This is a genomic window from Streptococcus mitis, assembly GCF_946190115.1.
Classification (GTDB): domain Bacteria; phylum Bacillota; class Bacilli; order Lactobacillales; family Streptococcaceae; genus Streptococcus; species Streptococcus mitis_CO.
In genome coordinates this window covers 71,095-85,060 of the sequence record NZ_CAMHZG010000007.1, presented here as the reverse complement: position 1 = coordinate 85,060, position 13,966 = coordinate 71,095, and the positions used below count along the sequence as shown (strand labels likewise).

At 40.6% G+C, this 13,966-nt stretch carries 16 protein-coding genes and 1 pseudogene; 4 read left to right on the top strand and 13 right to left on the bottom strand.

Features of this window, described 5'->3' with window-relative positions; genetic code table 11:
* From N8L90_RS05445 to N8L90_RS05435, 3 genes are all read left to right on the top strand, one after another.
* Complete coding sequence (locus tag N8L90_RS05445; protein WP_001065648.1) at positions 1-843, top strand: sugar ABC transporter permease; 843 nt, start codon at positions 1-3, stop codon at positions 841-843.
* Between the two features lie 145 nt (positions 844-988).
* Complete coding sequence (locus tag N8L90_RS05440) at positions 989-1,789, top strand: DUF1189 domain-containing protein (RefSeq protein ID WP_033681069.1); 801 nt, start codon at positions 989-991, stop codon at positions 1,787-1,789.
* Between the two features lie 9 nt (positions 1,790-1,798).
* The gene (locus tag N8L90_RS05435; protein WP_033675771.1) at positions 1,799-2,785 is read left to right on the top strand and encodes a LacI family DNA-binding transcriptional regulator; all 987 of its coding nucleotides are present in this window, start codon (positions 1,799-1,801) and stop codon (positions 2,783-2,785) included.
* A gap of 29 nt (positions 2,786-2,814) precedes the next feature.
* Here the strand turns inward: N8L90_RS05435 and N8L90_RS05430 are convergent, their stop codons facing one another.
* From N8L90_RS05430 to rgg, 13 genes and pseudogenes are all read right to left on the bottom strand, one after another.
* Positions 2,815-3,756, bottom strand: a complete 942-nt coding sequence (locus N8L90_RS05430) for a YitT family protein (RefSeq protein ID WP_000806276.1) — start codon at positions 3,754-3,756, stop codon at positions 2,815-2,817.
* Positions 3,734-5,497: an aspartate--tRNA ligase gene (gene aspS / locus N8L90_RS05425; protein ID WP_219967269.1), complete on the bottom strand. Its 1,764-nt coding sequence runs from the start codon at positions 5,495-5,497 to the stop codon at positions 3,734-3,736. Before aspS ends, N8L90_RS05430 begins: the two co-directional genes overlap by 23 nt.
* A 268-nt stretch (positions 5,498-5,765) precedes the next feature.
* A complete protein-coding gene (locus N8L90_RS05420; protein ID WP_033682917.1) occupies positions 5,766-5,996 on the bottom strand; it encodes a hypothetical protein in 231 nt (76 codons plus the stop codon).
* Between the two features lie 17 nt (positions 5,997-6,013).
* Entirely contained in the window at positions 6,014-6,655 is a 642-nt protein-coding gene (locus tag N8L90_RS05415; protein WP_261024529.1) for a type II CAAX endopeptidase family protein, read from the bottom strand.
* A gap of 9 nt (positions 6,656-6,664) precedes the next feature.
* The gene (locus tag N8L90_RS05410; protein WP_261024527.1) at positions 6,665-7,363 is read right to left on the bottom strand and encodes an ABC transporter permease; all 699 of its coding nucleotides are present in this window, start codon (positions 7,361-7,363) and stop codon (positions 6,665-6,667) included.
* Positions 7,356-8,180, bottom strand: coding sequence for an ABC transporter ATP-binding protein (locus N8L90_RS05405; protein ID WP_261024526.1), 825 nt, complete (start codon positions 8,178-8,180; stop codon positions 7,356-7,358). Before N8L90_RS05405 ends, N8L90_RS05410 begins: the two co-directional genes overlap by 8 nt.
* 10 nt (positions 8,181-8,190) lie before the next feature.
* Positions 8,191-8,933 (bottom strand): annotated as a pseudogene (locus N8L90_RS05400) (DUF3169 family protein).
* Positions 8,930-9,127 (bottom strand): hypothetical protein, encoded by a 198-nt coding sequence (locus N8L90_RS05395; protein ID WP_261024525.1) that lies wholly within the window; start codon positions 9,125-9,127, stop codon positions 8,930-8,932. The pseudogene N8L90_RS05400 and the gene N8L90_RS05395 overlap by 4 nt, the downstream one beginning before the upstream one ends.
* The gene (locus N8L90_RS05390; protein ID WP_050198123.1) at positions 9,127-9,333 is read right to left on the bottom strand and encodes a helix-turn-helix transcriptional regulator; all 207 of its coding nucleotides are present in this window, start codon (positions 9,331-9,333) and stop codon (positions 9,127-9,129) included. Before N8L90_RS05390 ends, N8L90_RS05395 begins: the two co-directional genes overlap by 1 nt.
* Before the next feature lie 9 nt (positions 9,334-9,342).
* Positions 9,343-9,756 (bottom strand): hypothetical protein, encoded by a 414-nt coding sequence (locus N8L90_RS05385; RefSeq protein WP_261024523.1) that lies wholly within the window; start codon positions 9,754-9,756, stop codon positions 9,343-9,345.
* A 51-nt stretch (positions 9,757-9,807) separates the two neighbouring features.
* On the bottom strand, positions 9,808-11,088 hold the full coding sequence (gene hisS, locus N8L90_RS05380) for a histidine--tRNA ligase (RefSeq protein WP_261024522.1): 1,281 nt from the start codon (positions 11,086-11,088) through the stop codon (positions 9,808-9,810).
* 78 nt (positions 11,089-11,166) lie between these two features.
* The gene (locus N8L90_RS05375; RefSeq protein WP_261024521.1) at positions 11,167-12,414 is read right to left on the bottom strand and encodes an MFS transporter; all 1,248 of its coding nucleotides are present in this window, start codon (positions 12,412-12,414) and stop codon (positions 11,167-11,169) included.
* Between the two features lie 199 nt (positions 12,415-12,613).
* Positions 12,614-13,465 carry a quorum-sensing system transcriptional regulator Rgg gene (gene rgg / locus N8L90_RS05370; RefSeq protein ID WP_049500502.1) on the bottom strand — a complete coding sequence of 284 codons (852 nt, stop codon included), beginning with the start codon at positions 13,463-13,465 and terminating at the stop codon, positions 12,614-12,616.
* Positions 13,466-13,589: 124 nt separating this feature from the next.
* Here rgg and N8L90_RS05365 point away from each other — a divergent pair, with 124 nt between their 5' ends.
* A complete protein-coding gene (locus N8L90_RS05365; RefSeq protein ID WP_001204052.1) occupies positions 13,590-13,931 on the top strand; it encodes a metal-sulfur cluster assembly factor in 342 nt (113 codons plus the stop codon).
* The last annotated feature ends 35 nt before the right edge of the window (positions 13,932-13,966 follow it).

Below are 13,966 nucleotides of genomic sequence, written 5' to 3'. Positions count from 1 at the left end.
ATGAATAACTCAATTAAACTCAAACGTAGACTGACTCAAACCCTTACTTACCTCTACTTAATTGGCCTATCAATCGTGATTATCTATCCACTTTTGATTACCATCATGTCAGCCTTTAAAGCAGGTAACGTCTCAGCCTTTAAACTAGATACTAATATCGACCTCAATTTTGATAACTTTAAAGGCCTCTTCACTGAAACCTTGTACGGTACTTGGTACCTCAACACTTTGATTATCGCCTTGATTACCATGGTTGTGCAAACAAGTATCATCGTCCTTGCTGGTTATGCCTACAGCCGTTACAACTTCTTGGCTCGTAAACAAAGTTTGGTCTTCTTCTTGATTATCCAAATGGTGCCAACCATGGCCGCTTTGACAGCCTTCTTCGTTATGGCACTTATGTTGAACGCCCTTAACCACAGCTGGTTCCTCATCTTCCTCTACGTTGGTGGTGGTATCCCGATGAATGCTTGGCTCATGAAAGGCTACTTCGATACAGTGCCAATGTCTCTAGACGAATCTGCAAAACTAGACGGTGCAGGACACTTCCGCCGCTTCTGGCAAATTGTTCTTCCACTTGTTCGCCCAATGGTTGCTGTACAAGCTCTCTGGGCCTTCATGGGACCTTTCGGGGACTACATCCTCTCTAGTTTCTTGCTTCGTGAGAAAGAATACTTTACTGTTGCCGTAGGTCTCCAAACCTTCGTTAGCAATGTGAAAAACATGAAGATCGCCTACTTCTCAGCAGGTGCTATCCTCATCGCCCTTCCAATCTGTATTCTCTTCTTCTTCCTACAAAAGAACTTTGTTTCAGGACTTACAAGTGGTGGCGACAAGGGATAATATATCCCCGCCACCCTTTTTCATTTTGGAGCTTGTGACTATAAAAATATCCTAGTGACAAGCAATTTTTCTCCTAGACTTGAAATAAAGCGCATTTCTCTATATAATAATACTCATATAGAAAACACCTTTTAGAAAGATACCTATGCTTCCATATCCATTTTCCTATTTTTCAAGTATTTGGGGATTTCGTAAGCCCCTGTCCAAACGTTTCGGACTCAACTGGTTTCAACTTCTCTTTACCAGTATCTTCCTTATCAGCTTGTCTATGGTACCCATTGCCATTCAAAACAGCTCTCAGGAGACTTATCCGCTAGAAACCTTTATCGATAATGTCTATGAACCATTGACAGATGAGGTTGTCCAGGATCTCTCTGAGCATGCTGCAATTGTTGATGGTAAATTAACTTATACAGGAACAGCTAGTCAAGCCCCTTCTCTTTTAATCGGTCCAAGTCAAAGCAAGGAATTACCTAAGGACTTGCAACTGCATTTCGATACGAATGAGCTAGTCATCAGCAAGGAAAGTAAGGAACTGACCCGCATCTCTTACCGAGCCATTCAGACTGAGAGTTTCAAAAGCAAAGACAGCTTGACCCAAGCAATTTCTAAAGACTGGTACCAGCAGAATCGTGTCTATATCAGTCTCTTCCTAGTTCTCGGTGCGAGCTTCCTCTTTGGTTTGAATTTCTTTATCGTCTCTCTAGGGGCTAGTCTTCTCCTTTATATCACTAAGAAATCACGCCTCTTTTCATTTAGGACCTTTAAAGAGTGCTACCATTTTATCTTGAACTGTTTAGGATTACCAACTCTGATTACGCTTATTTTGGGACTCTTTGGCCAAAATATGACAACTCTCATTACTGTACAAAACATTCTTTTTGTTCTGTATCTTGTCACTATCTTTTATAAAACGCATTTTCGTGATCCAGATTACCATAAATAGGAGATTTTTATGCCCGTTACGATTAAAGACGTGGCCAAGGCTGCTGGTGTTTCGCCTTCAACCGTAACCCGTGTTATTCAAAATAAATCAACCATTAGCGACGAAACTAAAAAACGCGTTCGCAAGGCGATGAAGGAGCTCAATTACCACCCCAACCTCAATGCTCGTAGCTTGGTAAGTAGCTATACCCAAGTTATCGGCTTAGTTCTTCCTGATGATTCAGATGCCTTCTACCAGAATCCTTTCTTTCCATCAGTCCTACGCGGCATCTCTCAAGTCGCATCTGAAAACCACTATGCCATTCAGATAGCAACAGGGAAAGATGAGAAGGAGCGTCTTACTGCCATCTCACAAATGGTCTATGGTAAACGTGTAGACGGTTTAATTTTTCTTTATGCCGAAGAGGAAGATCCTTTAGTCAAACTGGTGGCTGATGAGCAGTTCCCCTTCCTCATCCTCGGAAAATCTCTGTCCCCCTTCATTCCACTTGTCGATAATGACAACGTTCAAGCTGGCTTTGATGCGACTGAATATTTCATCAAAAAAGGCTGCAAACGAATTGCCTTTATTGGAGGGACTAAGAGACTCTTCGTAACACAAGACCGTTTAACAGGCTATGAGTCAGCACTCAAACAGTACCAACTGCCTCTTGATAGTAACTTGACCTATTTTGCGAACGAATTCCTAGAAGAAAAAGGTTATCAATTCAGTAAGCGTTTGTTTAAACACGATCCTATGATTGATGCTATCATCACAACTGATAGCCTCCTAGCTGAAGGGGTCTGTGACTACATCGCTAAGCACCAGCTGGATGTCCCTGTTCTCAGCTTCGACTCAGTCAATCCCAAGCTCAACTTGGCAGCCTATGTCGATATCAATAGCCTAGAACTTGGTCAAACATCATTTGAAACGATTCTTCAGATTATCAACGACGCTAAGAGCAATAAACAAATTTGTTACCGTCAGTTAATCGCCCACAAAATTATCGAAAAATAAAAACCAGCTCGCGCTGGTTTTTTTAGTCACTAATTTTCTGTTTCAACGAATCGTCCCAGAATATGAACATTCTCAGATACAGAGACAAAGGCGCCTGGATCCACCTGTTTCATAATCTGTTTAAATTCATTAAACTCTGCACGTGTAATGACAGTGATTAAAACTGCCTTTCTTTCGTGATTATAGGTTCCTTCTGCATCGTGGATCATGGTTGCTCCGCGGTGCAATTTTTTATGGATTTTTTCAATTACCTTGTCTGGATGATTGGTCACAATCATGGCCTGCATGCGTTTTTGCTTGGTAAAGACAGCATCCGTCACACGGCTAGAGACAAAGATGGTAATCATAGAGTAGAGAGCATATTTCCAACCAAAGGTCAAACCTGCTATCAGCATGATAGTCCCATTTACCAAGAAAGAAATACTACCGACATTCTTACCTGTTTTCTTGCGAATGGTCAGGCTGACGATATCCGTCCCACCACTGGAGATATTGTTGCGAAGAGCAAAACCAATCCCCAAGCCCATGACAACACCCCCAAAAAGGGCATTGATAATGGGATCCTCCGTCAAGGTTGCCACAGGGACAAACTGGATAAAGAAAGAACTCATAGATACCGTGATAAAGGTAAAGACGGTGAACTTATGGCCAATCTGATACCAAGCTAAGACCATCAAAGGAAAATTAATAGCATAGAAGGTTAGCGAAATCGGAATGTGAAAACCAAACCAGTGATTACTCAAGGCAGAGATAATCTGTGCCAGACCTGTCGCACCACTAGAATACACATGCCCTGGTTGGAAAAAGAAATTGACCGCTACTGCTGATAAAAAACCATAGACCAGAGAGGCCGAAATCTTCTCATCATATTTTTCGCGAGAGATGCTTTGTAAAACACGTAAAATTTTTATCTGATGAGCAAAGCGACGCAGATAATAGCGCCACCGCTTAATTCGTTTTGCTTGTTTCATCTTCTTCTACTTGTAAGCTGAGTTCCTCTAGTTGTTTGAGAGCTACTGTTGAAGGAGCTTGTGTCATTGGGTCACTTGCCTTGTTGTTCTTAGGAAAGGCAATAACTTCACGGATATTTTCTTCTCCTGCTAAGAGCATGACAAATCGGTCAAGCCCGATAGCCAAACCACCGTGTGGTGGGAAACCATAGTCCATGGCTTCAAGAAGGAAGCCAAACTGGTCATTTGCTTCTTCGGCTGAGAAACCAAGAGCCTTGAACATACGTTCTTGAAGGTCTTTTTGATTGATACGAAGGCTACCACCACCAAGCTCATAACCGTTCAAGACAATATCGTAAGCAATGGCACGAACCTTAGCCAAATCACCTTCTAATTCGTGAGCAGTCTCTTCCTGTGGAAGGGTGAATGGATGGTGGGCGCTCATGTAGCGTCCTTCTTCTTCAGACCATTCAAACATTGGCCAGTCAACCACCCAAAGGAAGTTGAATTTATCATTATCAATCAAACCAAGCTCTTTGGCAATACGTCCACGAAGGGCACCAAGAGTTGCATTGGCCACTTCAAGCGTATCCGCCACAAAGAGAACCAAGTCCTTATCTTCAAGAGCAAGAGCTGTTGTCAATTCTGCTTGGATGCTAGTCAAGAACTTAGCAACTGGACCATTTAATTCTCCATCAACAACCTTGACCCAAGCAAGACCTTTGGCACCGTACTGTTTGGCTACTTCCGTCATCTTGTCGATGTCTTTACGTGAATAGTTGTCCGCAGCTCCTTTGACCACAATGGCTTTTACAGCAGGTGCTTCTGAAAAGACTTTAAAGTCTACACCTTTGACCACTTCTGTCAAGTCCTGAAGCAACATGTCAAAACGGGTATCTGGCTTGTCAGAACCGTAAAGAGACATCGCATCATCGTATTTCATACGAGGGAATGGAAGCGTCACCTCAATTCCTTTTGTTTCCTTCATCACACGCGCAATCAAACCTTCTGTGATATCTTGGATTTCTTGCTCAGTAAGGAAAGATGTTTCCAAGTCGACCTGAGTAAACTCAGGCTGGCGGTCTCCACGTAAGTCCTCATCACGGAAACATTTAACAATTTGGTAGTAACGGTCAAAACCAGCATTCATCAAGAGCTGTTTCGTGATTTGTGGACTTTGAGGAAGAGCGTAAAAATGCCCTTTATTAACACGAGACGGCACCAAATAGTCACGCGCCCCTTCAGGCGTTGACTTAGAAAGGAATGGTGTCTCCACGTCGATAAATTCCAACTCATCCAAGTAATTTCGGATAGAGTGGGTCACCTTAGCACGAAGTTTAAGATTTTCCAACATTTCTGGGCGACGAAGGTCAAGGTAACGGTAACGCAAACGTGTATCGTCATTGGCCTCAATGCCATCCTTAATCTCAAATGGGGTTGTCTTAGCTGTATTCAGCACTGTCAAGGCTATCACGTTCAACTCAACTGCACCAGTTGGCAACTTATCATTGGCTTGCTCACGCGCAACGACATCTCCAGTCACCTCGATAACAAACTCGCTACGAAGGCTTTCAGCTGTTGCCATGACCTCTGCAGAAACTTTTTCAGGGTTGATAACCAACTGCATGATTCCTTCACGGTCACGAAGGTCGATAAAGATCAAACCACCAAGGTCACGACGACGGCCAACCCATCCTTTCAAGGTCATTTCTTGTCCGATGTGTTCCTCACGAACACGACCAGCATACATACTACGTTTCATTGTTTCTCTCCTCTTTTATTCTGTTACTATTTTACCATAAAAGCGCAGGCTCTTCATGAAAATCAGCAGAAAAGTTTGCCTGTCTTTAAAAATCAAGTGGAGGCCCTAAAAATTAACGCTAATACTCTTCGAAAATCTCTTCACACCACGTCAACTTCATCTCCAACCTCAAAGCTGTGCTTTGAGCAACCTGCGGCTTGCTTCCTAGTTTGCTCTTTGATTTTCATTGAGTATAATACAAAAATCCGATGAACTTCACCGGACTCTTTTATTTTGAATTTTTGCCTGCTTTACGCTTTTCAGCGATTTCAGCCGCTTTTCTCGGCAAGACAATTTCCGTTGTATAAGCTGTCCCAAAACGCCAGATACCGGCAATAGGGGCAAAGACCACTGCTAGATGGCTATAAAAGAAATCGCCCTTAAAGGCATAAGCTAGCGCCCCAATGATGAAAAATAGAACGACTGCTTGAATCACTGCTAATAAAATTACTCGTTTCATGTGACCTCCTGACTCTATTATAGCATGAGAATCATCAAAAAGCTGACTAAATTATTCAAAGCATGTAGTGAAATACTGTAAGCGAGCCCCTTTCTACTAATATAAGCCAAGCCAAAGCTAAAACCAAGGCTAAAATAGACTAAAAATTGTTGCACATCACTTGGGAAATGACCTAAGGCAAACAAAACACTAGATACCAGAAGGAAAATCAGAGTTTGTTTACTATTGTCCTGCTTAGGAAAGAAATAGCGTGCCAACATCCCTCTAAAGATAAGTTCTTCCGTCAAAGGAGCAAAAATAACCGTAGCAAAGAAGGAGAATAGTGGTTGAGACAAGGCCAAATCTGTCACCATTTGCTGATTTACTGAAGGATCATCAGGCAGGAAGAATTGAACGACAAGAGCTAAGAACCAAACCAAGGCAGGAAGCCAAATAAATCGGTTGAAGCCACTCTTCTCAATATGAACAGGAGCTTTCTGATACCATTTGTAAATACCGTACACATAAACTCCAGCCAAGGCCACATAGAGTAAGGTAACAGCATAGGGGGAAGCGCCTAAGGCAAGAGACGTAGTCGCGAGCCCCTGAATGAAGCCATAGATGAATAAAAAGGATAGAATGGCTAGAAGAAACCAGCCGAGGTTTTTAAGTAGTTTCATAAAGGTCTCCTATCTTGCTTTATAGCTGTTTTTCAATACAAAGAGGTTTGCTATCCCTAACACAAGTACCCAAGCAAGTAACATGCCGATGTTAGAAAAAGATATCTCTCCACCTTTTTTATTTAAAAGATTTACAATTGGACCAATAAAAGAGTAATCTAACACTTTCTGAGCCGTATCATTTTGAAGAGCAATTATAGGTAAAAAAGAGACAATTAACATAGGGAAGATACTATAAACTTGCGCTTTAGACTGAGTATCTGACACCGCACCGATTAGAAGGTTGAGAAAAATAATACTAATAGTTGCTAGGAGCAAATAGATAACGTAGGCAAATAAGTAACCTGATAGATCTACTTTAAGATAGACTGGGAGTAAAATCATTCCAAGCAACATAATCAACATAGGGAGGACGAGCATACTAAGAGTATATTCTGTTGCTGTCACACCACTTAGGATGAGTGATTTAAGATTTCGTTTTTCCTTATCTTCTGCCATCATAATCGATACCATATAACCACTTCCCATACTCAAGACCATGGTCAAACTCGTAGAGAGGAGAAACATACTCAATTCTCCATTCTTATTCATGAATTCATTATATAGAACAGCAATACCAAAAGGCATCAATAAAGTTGCTAACAAACTTGAATTGCTAATAAGGACTTGTAATCTTAACCATAGTAGGGCATTTAATTTTCTAAACATCTAACTTTTCTCCTGTCAATCTGATAAAGATTTCTTCTAAAGTCGGCTCACAAGAGTGAACCACCATCAAATCTGTCGTGTCTAAATGTGGCAATTCTTCAAATGGAACTACCTGTTCTCGTCCATCTTTATAAACTACACGTACTTTCTTATCCACATGATACTTCTGGATGATATCTTGCGGACTTCCATACTCTATTAAGTTACCCTTATTCAAAAGAGATAAGCGATCACAAAGCAGAGTTGCTTCATGCATATCATGCGTGGTCAAAAAGATAGTTGTCCCCGCCTGCTTTAATTCTTGAAGTAGAGTATGAATCATCTTAGATGTTGTAGGGTCTAAGCCACTGGTTGGCTCATCTAGAAAGAGAATCTTAGGAGCATTAAGAAGAGCACGAGCCAAGAACATTCGTTGTTTCATTCCAGTAGATAACTTTTCTGCGATAATATCTTTAGCATCTGCCAATCCAACCTGTTGAAGCACCTGAACTACTCTATCTGACTTGAGACCATATAACTTAGCATAAATGAGCAGATTTTTGTAAAGACTCATCTTTTCATAAAAACCACTGCCATCACTAACTATACCGATTTGTTCCAAATCATTTGAAGTTAAATCTTGAGAATTCTTGCCTAACAAAATTGTGTTACCTTGATCTGCAGCCAACTGTCCTGTTAAGACATTGATCATGGTTGTTTTACCTGAGCCAGAAGGGCCAAGAAAACCAAAGATTTCGCCTTCCTTAATCTCAAAAGAAATCTGGTGAAGAGCTTTTTTGCTCCCAAAACTTTTGCTTACATTTTCAACACGAATCATAGAAACTCCTTTATTTGAAATAGCGTTTTACCATAGGTATTTGCATCACATTGATATAAATATGGATTGCTCCGACAAGCAAGAAAGCTAGTAACTGAATCTCTCCTGTCAGGACAGAAATGAAAAAAAGAAAAATATATAAGGCTGGTAAGACATACTGATTTAATTGGAATAAAATCCGAAAACTCTGTTCCAAATTAGCCTTGCGCTCCCCTTCATCGTAAGAATCGAAATGCTCTAAGATATCCTTTGGTGTAGAGAAAAATGCCAAATCAAGCTGACGAACAATCGCAATGGTTTTAAAAAGATATTTTTGGCTGTGTGAATACATCACTAATTCCAAAAAGGAAAGGGAAAATGTTATACGACTTACATCGAGTACAATTACTTCGCTTCCTGAAATGAAGAGAGCCAATACAATCGCTACGCCTGTAATATTAAAAGTAATGGTCCCAAACTCAAGATTCCGATACATCTGCACATAATAGGTTTCATTCAGATCATCATCCATTTCCTCTTGATACAAGGAGTGAAATTTTCTGCTTTTCTTTGAGAAATTGAACGTCAAAACAATGCCAACGAAACCTAATAGTAAACAAATAGCTGATAGCCATGGTATCAAGATTTTTACATCTAACATAATTCCGTGAGATTCAGCAAGCGCCTTAAACATCCCTACAAATATGGCCAAAAAACTCCCAAGACAATAGACATCAAAAATAATAACAATCCACGTTTCTTTTTCATATTCATTCTCCTTTTTCACTTGCTAAATTATTTGCTTTCTTTTCAATCCAGTCAACGACTGGGATAAGAGCAAAATAGGCCCAAATAAATTGGTCACTCTGATAGGGACTAAACCAGCCTAAGTCTATTCCAATCAATAGAAATACGCTGACTAATAGAGCTGCGACAACTACATAATAGATCACTTTATACTTGTTCATCACTCGTCCTCCTCCAAGCGAAATACCGATTCGACTGTTTCCTTGAAAATCTGAGATATTTTCAGGGCAATGATAATGGACGGGGTGTATTCATCCCGTTCTAGTAGGCTAATGGTCTGTCTGGAAACCCCTGCCAGCTTGGCTAGGTCGGTTTGATTGAGACCATCGCGAGCCCGAAGCTCTTTTAGACGATTTTTTAGTTGCATGTTACACACCTACTCTCCGTCAAATTGAATTGTTTGGATCTCCTCAATACGTTGTAGTTTGAATTTTTCTTTTCCCTTTTTATCTACACGTCGTAGTTTGACCCATTCCTCATCAACATCTACAACTTCCCAGTTGTCTGTCCCAAACAATTGTCCAACGATTGTCGGTGTTTTCCCAATCAATTCTTTTAAAATTCTTGACATTTCTTTATTTCCTTTCTGTTTTTGCTCAATCCTTTTGATTTTATTCTCTAGTTTCTTGACCCTTTGGGTATGATAGAGATAAAACATAAACACAAGAGGTACAAATCCTAATGCCCACATAATCGTTCCTTGCTCCTTTTCTCTTAACTTGCTTATATTGTAACACATCTTTTTCTTTTTGACAAGCATATTTGTCAAAAAGTTTATGATTTTTGTCATTTTGCAAAAGAAAAAGGTCAGGAGTAGGTTCCTGACCAGTTTTAAATACTATTAAAAGCCTAATTTTTCAAAGATTTCTGAGAAGTTTTGGCTGATTGCATCAAGTGACACTTGCACTTCTTCTCGTGTTTGGTTGTTCTTGACCGTTACTTGTCCGCTTTCGACTTCACTCTCTCCTAGGGTGATGAGGGTCTTAGCCGCAAAGGCATCGGCCGACTTGAACTGAGCTTTGAGTTTACGGTTGAGGTAATCACGCTCTGCTTTGAAACCTTGTTGGCGAAGGGCTTGTACCAACTCCAAAGCCTTGGCATTTGCTCCTTCGCCCAAGACTGCGATATAAACATCTAGGGCGTTTTCGATAGGAAGGGCCACACCTTGCTTTTCAAGAATGAGAAGTAAACGCTCTACACCAAGTCCAAAACCAAAGCCAGCAGTTTCAGGGCCTCCAAAGTAAGAAACCAAACCATCGTAACGGCCACCCGCACAGACTGTCAGGTCATTGCCCTCAATCTCAGTGATAAACTCGAAAATAGTGTGATTGTAGTAGTCCAGACCACGCACCATATTGGTATCGATAATATAGTCTACTCCAAGATTTTCCAACATCTGACGCACAGCATCAAAATGAGCTTGACTTTCTTCATCAAGGAAGTCCAAGATAGACGGCGCATTCTCTACTGCTACCTTGTCTTCTTTTTCCTTAGAGTCCAAGACACGGAGAGGATTTTCCTCCAAACGACGTTGGCTATCCTTAGACAAAGTCTCCTTGAGCGGTGTCAAATAGTCGATCAAGGCTTGACGGTAGGCTGCACGGCTCTCAGGATTTCCAAGAGTGTTAAGGTGCAATTTGACACCTTGGATGCCGATTTCTTTCAGGAAGTGGGCTGCCATAGCGATGGTTTCCACATCGGTAGCTGGATTGCTAGATCCAAAACACTCAACACCAATCTGGTGGAACTGGCGCAAACGTCCTGCCTGTGGACGCTCATAGCGGAACATAGGGCCCATGTAGTAGAATTTACTTGGCTTTTGCACTTCTGGAGCAAAAAGTTTATTTTCCACATAGGAACGGACAACAGGCGCAGTTCCTTCTGGACGGAGGGTAATATGACGGTCACCCTTGTCATAAAAATCGTACATTTCCTTGGTTACGATATCCGTTGTATCTCCGACAGAGCGACTGATAACCTCGTAATGCTCAAAAATAGGCGTGCGCACTTCTGCATAGTTGTAGCGCTTGAAAATCTCACGGGCAAAGCCCTCAACGTACTGCCATTTGGCAGATTCAGCAGGTAAAATATCCTGCGTTCCTTTTGGTTTTTGTAATTTCATAGGGAATCCTCTTTAAACTTAATAGTCTTATTTTACCATAAATAGAGGGATTAAAACAGTGAGAAAAAAAATTAGGATTTAGATATCATTTTTGAGATTAATAACTGTCAAAAGAATAGCTATCAAGGAGAGACCAACAAATAGCATCCAAGTCAACTGTATATTCCACACAGCTATAAGTGAAAAACAGGCTGTTCCCACAGGTATGGATAAGGTAAACAATAAACCTAAAAAATTACTGGTACGAGCTAGAATCTCTGGAGCTAGATTTTTCATGAGCATGGCACTAATCTTTGGTTGAACTTTACCAGACATATACAGAGTTAAAAATAGAAATAGCAAACCAAGCACGACTTGATTGAATACATTAGCCAGACCAACTAGACTAAGTCCTACGGTCACCCACATCATCAATCTAGGCAAGGACTGCTTCCCAAAATAATCATTGCCCGTAAGGCTACTGATGATGACTGCTACTACAGCACCGACTTGACTGATAAATAACGCCTCTGTGTAAGAAAAATTCAAGAGAGAATGGCTCAAAAAGAAGATATTGTAGATGCCCCCTAAGGAACCACCCAAGGCATTGATAAGCAAGACAGCAAAGATCATGAAGGCAAAGTTTTTCTGTCCACCTTTAAGAAAAACAAGGCGTAAATTTCGGTAAATTGTTAGGAACTGGTCTTTGATAGAAAGCTTCTCATTTTTTAGTGATTCACCATCAGCGGATGAAATCGACAGTCTCAATTTGCTTTTTCCTAAAAAGAGGATAACGGCTGATACTAGGAAAAAACAGGCATTGATTCCCGCAACGAGAGAAAAATTATTGACCGATAGCCCTAAGAGCCAGACTCCGAAAGCTTGACCACCAATGGCTGAAATATAGGTGATGAACTGGGAAAAAGAATAAGCCTCCATCAAATCATCTTCAGCTACTTTTTCCTTAATAAGAGGCATGCGCAAACCACCAGCAAAATCACTGATGACATCGCTAATGACATTGATTAAACACAGGCTAGAAAAGGCAAAGAGACTAGCTTGCTGAACAACTAGGGCTGCTAGAAAAAATAAAACCGCCTGAAACAAACCACTATAGACCATCCATTTGACCTTGTCCCTCGTGTAATCTGCCCGAATCCCTACAAAAACTGTAAAGAGAGTCGGAAGAATCATGACAATATTCGCCATAGCAACCGCAAAAGAGGCTTGTGGCAAGGTCGATGCATAAACGATAAAGACCAGATTGAAAATTGAAGCACCAAAAGCATTGAAGAAGCGTGACAAAGTCAAGAGTCGATAAGCTTGATTTCTAAACAATAGGTTCATAGGTAATCTCCCTTCTTGTTCGAAGTTCTATATGAAGTATGACTATAGTATAGCACTTAGAAATCTTAGAGGAAAACTTTTGAATATATGCAACAAATAAAATGAACAAAAAGAAACGATAGAATTTCTCCAGTGACACGAGAGAGCCCAACAGTTCTATTGCTTCAAATTTTAAATTATTTTCTTAGTTTGCAGATATTCAACAATCGGTCGTATTTCTATAGTATTCGGCAGATTTATTACAGCCAAGCATCTCAAAAATATGGACAGCATCTTCCATCTTTTTCTGGCCTTCCTTGACTCTACCTTGCTTGCTATCAAGGAGGCCTTCAGCCCACAAATAGACAATTCGGAAATAGGTTTCATTTTCATTGTAGAAATGCTCTTCGATAACACGTTTAAAATAAGAGGCATTGGTAAATTCTTCACACTCAATGCTGGCTAAAAAACCATTCAATAGTATAGTGTGAAAAAGGTTTCGATTGCCAGACATTTCCATTAGAAAATCAGATTTACGTACCATTTCTCGTACATATCTAGTAAAAAGAGAAACAGATAAAAAAGCAGAACTGACTGAAAATAAATTGAGTTCATAGATCCCCCAGATCTCGGTAGAAAACAGATAGTCATGAAGGACTTTCCCTTCCTCTGCCGTTAACTCTACCCTTTCATCCATACTCTTCATATAAGACTTGATAATAATGGCATTTAAAATATGTTTCTGTTTGTTTTGAGAATAGGCATGCTTTTGATACTCCCTGCGATACAAGTCCTCAAGCGGAGCTATATTCTTTGGATCCAAGACATCTATGATTTCTTTTCTCAACTCAGAATCTGTATCATACTGAAAACCTCTCGCCAGAAAGAGGATCTCCTCCACACTGGCAGATATATTTTCCAGGGCAAATAAAAACTTTTCCACCGAAAGCTCACTCTGACCAGTTTCAAAGCGAGATAACATAGACGGCGAAAATTGTCCCCCAGTTGCTTGTCTCAGCGAGATATTTCTTGACTCTCGTAATTGTCTAAAGACTTTTCCAATCTGCTCCATAGGCTTCCCCTTGATTCAGTGTTTTCTTTATATTATCATATTTTTTCAGAAAATTCATCAAAAACTTGCCAAATTGTCAGAATTATGAGAAAATAGAGGATATTTATCACGTGGAGGGACTGTAATGAGAGACGATATCAAAATCAATGACCGGGCTTTGGCCTTGCAAGACCAAATTATCGAAAAACTAGAGAAGGTTTTTGATACAGATGTGGAATTGGATGTGTACAATCTAGGGCTGATTTATGAGATCAATCTAGACGAAACAGGCCTCTGTAAGATTGTCATGACCTTCACCGACACCGCCTGCGATTGCGCCGAAAGCCTGCCTATCGAAATCGTGGCAGGTCTGAAACAAATCGAGGGTATCGAAGATGTCAAGGTTGAAGTTACCTGGTCGCCTGCCTGGAAGATTACACGAATCAGTCGCTACGGCCGCATTGCCCTTGGACTGCCACCTCGTTAAGCAGGCAGATCACTTTTGAAGATGAAAAAAAGCAA

Excerpts from the sequence above, each read along its gene's own strand:
- N8L90_RS05440 (WP_033681069.1), top strand. The coding sequence starts at position 989 with ATGCTTCCATATCCATTTTCCTATTTTTCAAGTATTTGGGGATTTCGT.
- hisS (WP_261024522.1), bottom strand. The coding sequence starts at position 11,088 with ATGAAATTACAAAAACCAAAAGGAACGCAGGATATTTTACCTGCTGAA.
- N8L90_RS05430 (WP_000806276.1), bottom strand. The coding sequence starts at position 3,756 with ATGAAACAAGCAAAACGAATTAAGCGGTGGCGCTATTATCTGCGTCGC.
- N8L90_RS05410 (WP_261024527.1), bottom strand. The coding sequence starts at position 7,363 with ATGTTTAGAAAATTAAATGCCCTACTATGGTTAAGATTACAAGTCCTT.
- N8L90_RS05395 (WP_261024525.1), bottom strand. The coding sequence starts at position 9,127 with ATGAACAAGTATAAAGTGATCTATTATGTAGTTGTCGCAGCTCTATTA.
- N8L90_RS05390 (WP_050198123.1), bottom strand. The coding sequence starts at position 9,333 with ATGCAACTAAAAAATCGTCTAAAAGAGCTTCGGGCTCGCGATGGTCTC.
- N8L90_RS05375 (WP_261024521.1), bottom strand. The coding sequence starts at position 12,414 with ATGAACCTATTGTTTAGAAATCAAGCTTATCGACTCTTGACTTTGTCA.
- N8L90_RS05420 (WP_033682917.1), bottom strand. The coding sequence starts at position 5,996 with ATGAAACGAGTAATTTTATTAGCAGTGATTCAAGCAGTCGTTCTATTT.
- N8L90_RS05445 (WP_001065648.1), top strand. The coding sequence starts at position 1 with ATGAATAACTCAATTAAACTCAAACGTAGACTGACTCAAACCCTTACT.
- aspS (WP_219967269.1), bottom strand. The coding sequence starts at position 5,497 with ATGAAACGTAGTATGTATGCTGGTCGTGTTCGTGAGGAACACATCGGA.
- N8L90_RS05365 (WP_001204052.1), top strand. The coding sequence starts at position 13,590 with ATGAGAGACGATATCAAAATCAATGACCGGGCTTTGGCCTTGCAAGAC.
- rgg (WP_049500502.1), bottom strand. The coding sequence starts at position 13,465 with ATGGAGCAGATTGGAAAAGTCTTTAGACAATTACGAGAGTCAAGAAAT.
- N8L90_RS05385 (WP_261024523.1), bottom strand. The coding sequence starts at position 9,756 with ATGACAAAAATCATAAACTTTTTGACAAATATGCTTGTCAAAAAGAAA.
- N8L90_RS05435 (WP_033675771.1), top strand. The coding sequence starts at position 1,799 with ATGCCCGTTACGATTAAAGACGTGGCCAAGGCTGCTGGTGTTTCGCCT.
- N8L90_RS05415 (WP_261024529.1), bottom strand. The coding sequence starts at position 6,655 with ATGAAACTACTTAAAAACCTCGGCTGGTTTCTTCTAGCCATTCTATCC.
- N8L90_RS05405 (WP_261024526.1), bottom strand. The coding sequence starts at position 8,180 with ATGATTCGTGTTGAAAATGTAAGCAAAAGTTTTGGGAGCAAAAAAGCT.